General features: G+C 62.0%; 4 protein-coding genes and 1 pseudogene. All 5 read right to left on the bottom strand.

Annotation, left to right across the window (positions count from 1 at the left end; all coding sequences use genetic code 11):
- A partial coding sequence (locus tag ENZ74_RS30175; RefSeq protein ID WP_127313227.1) for an SRPBCC domain-containing protein occupies positions 1-311 on the bottom strand: 311 nt, incomplete at its 3' end.
- Positions 308-628: a metalloregulator ArsR/SmtB family transcription factor gene (locus ENZ74_RS30180; RefSeq protein WP_013528592.1), complete on the bottom strand. Its 321-nt coding sequence runs from the start codon at positions 626-628 to the stop codon at positions 308-310. The genes ENZ74_RS30180 and ENZ74_RS30175, both read right to left, overlap by 4 nt.
- A 245-nt stretch (positions 629-873) precedes the next feature.
- A complete protein-coding gene (locus ENZ74_RS30185; protein ID WP_063169675.1) occupies positions 874-1,161 on the bottom strand; it encodes a DUF1330 domain-containing protein in 288 nt (95 codons plus the stop codon).
- A 32-nt stretch (positions 1,162-1,193) separates the two neighbouring features.
- Positions 1,194-1,892 (bottom strand): orotidine-5'-phosphate decarboxylase, encoded by a 699-nt coding sequence (gene pyrF / locus ENZ74_RS30190; protein ID WP_013528590.1) that lies wholly within the window; start codon positions 1,890-1,892, stop codon positions 1,194-1,196.
- Positions 1,889-2,095, bottom strand: a pseudogene (locus tag ENZ74_RS30195) (FMN reductase); the annotation flags it as partial. The gene pyrF and the pseudogene ENZ74_RS30195, both read right to left, overlap by 4 nt.

The following is a 2,095-nucleotide window of genomic DNA, read 5'->3' on the forward strand; positions in this document are numbered from 1 at the left end:
GTGTCGTATTCCTCGATGGCGAACGTCACCCGGCTGGTTTTCGACGGATCGTCGGCCTGCGAAGCGTTCGCCCAGGTGATGACGAGGCGGGTCGGCGGCGAAATCTCGACGACCTTGCCGACGAGTTCGACGGTCCGTTCGTCATTGGCGCGGATGTGTTCCCATTTCGAGCCCGGCGTCCATTCGGAGACGTTCTCGTGGCCCCAGTAGCGCTTTGCGATCTCGGGCTTGATTATCGCCTCGAACACCTTCTGCGGCGTCGAGCGGATATAGGTCACGTAGACAAAGCTCGTGGTCTCTCTGGTGGTCATTGGTCTTCTCCTTCGAGTTCCTGCTTCAGGTCGTGCAGCAGGCTGAGCCGCTGCCGTTCGAATTTCCGTACCCAGCGCTCGTAGACTTCGTGCAGCGGCACGGGATTGATGAAATGTAGTTTTTCGCGGCCGCGCTTGACCGTGCTCACCAGGTTGGCCGCCTCCAGCAGGTCGAGGTGCTGGGTGGCGGATTGCCTGGCCATGTCCAGATGATCGCAAAGCTGACCGAGCGTCTGCCCGTTCTGCTCGCACAGAAGGTCAAGCAGCCTTCTGCGTGTCGGGTCGCCCAGCGCTTTGAAAACCTTGTCGGCGTCCATCTGCCTCACTCTGTTGTAAGGCATAATATGCAGGTAAATACCTGCATGTCAACCGGCAATCCGACCGGCGTTGAATGACCGCTCGTCGGCACGGCTCCGCACCTGGCAACTGCGCCAGGCAGATCACCGTGAAATCGCGGAGCAAAGATATGTAAAATGAGCCTGCGGGGCTTCAAACGCCGCCAGGCTCTATCCGATTTTGAGCACGTCTCCGGCTAAAACCGGAACTATGCTTGCAGGGGACCTCAGGCGCCCTCGACCAGGACAATTTCGCCGTCGGCGACCTTCTGGCGAATGGCGGCGGCGCGCTGGTATTCCGGCGAATGGTAGCAATCGTGTGCGGCAGCCAGCGATTCGAACTCGATAATGACATTGCGTGCGCGGCCGGGGCCTTCGGCCTTTTCGTACTCGCCGCCGCGCGCCAGGAACTTCGCCCCGAAGCGCTCGAAGGCAGGTTTGGCGGCGGCGACATAGTCCTTGTAGCCTTCCGCGTCGCGCACATCGACACGAGCGATCCAATATCCTTTGGGCATTTTCTTGGTCTCCGAACTTGTTCCTGGAAATCTCAGGCCGAGCGCATCTCGTCGAGGATGGCTTCGGCCGCTTCCCGTTTGTTGGCCGCAGCAATGATCGGACGGCCGACGACGAGGTGGCTGGCGCCGTTGCGAATCGCCTGGCCCGGCGTCACCACACGCTTCTGGTCGCCATGGTCGCTGCCCGCCGGCCGGATGCCGGGCGTCACCACCGCCATGTCGGGTCCCACGATCCGGCGCACCGCCTCGGCCTCCGCGGCCGAGCAGACGATGCCGCCCATGCCGGCATGCAGCGCCTGTTCCGAGCGCCTAAGCACCAGCGTATGCGGATCGTACTCATAGCCGACGTCGATCATGTCCTGCTCGTCCATCGAGGTCAGAACGCTGACGGCAAGCAGGCAAAGGTCGCTGCCTCTGGCCGCCTCTACGGCGGCCTGCATAGCCTTGGGATAGGCGTGAATGGTCAGCATGGTCACGCCCATCTTGACGATGTTCTCGACACCCTTGGCCACCGTGTGGTCGATGTCGAGCAGCTTCATGTCTAGGAAGACGTTGGTGCCGCCGCTGGCCAGCTCCCTGGCGAAGTCGAGCCCGCCGGCGAAGGCAAGCTGGTAGCCGATCTTGTAGAAGGAGACGATGCCGTCGAGTTCGCGCACTGCCTGCTCGGCTTGCTTCACTGTCGGCACGTCGAGGCCGACGATGAGCCGGTCGCGCATGCTATTGGCGATCATGCCTCGATCCGGGTGGACAGCAGGCGCGAGGTCTCGATCAGCGTGCGGCATAGGTGCTCCATCGATTTGTGCAGTCTTTCGTCACGGAAATTTCCATCCTCGTCGAAGGCGTCACCGCCGTCGGGCACCGAGCATTCCGGCGTCACCACCTCCATCTGGCAACGCACCAGCACCGCGCGCAGATGGTTGATGCAGCGGATACC

It is taken from the genome of Mesorhizobium sp. M7A.F.Ca.CA.002.15.2.1 (assembly GCF_003998715.1).
In the GTDB taxonomy this organism is placed as follows: domain Bacteria; phylum Pseudomonadota; class Alphaproteobacteria; order Rhizobiales; family Rhizobiaceae; genus Mesorhizobium; species Mesorhizobium ciceri.

What these genes read in the sequence shown, in the direction of transcription:
- ENZ74_RS30185 (WP_063169675.1), bottom strand. Translation starts at nt 1,161, where the DNA reads ATGCCCAAAGGATATTGGATCGCTCGTGTCGATGTGCGCGACGCGGAA.
- ENZ74_RS30180 (WP_013528592.1), bottom strand. Translation starts at nt 628, where the DNA reads ATGGACGCCGACAAGGTTTTCAAAGCGCTGGGCGACCCGACACGCAGA.
- pyrF (WP_013528590.1), bottom strand. Translation starts at nt 1,892, where the DNA reads ATGATCGCCAATAGCATGCGCGACCGGCTCATCGTCGGCCTCGACGTG.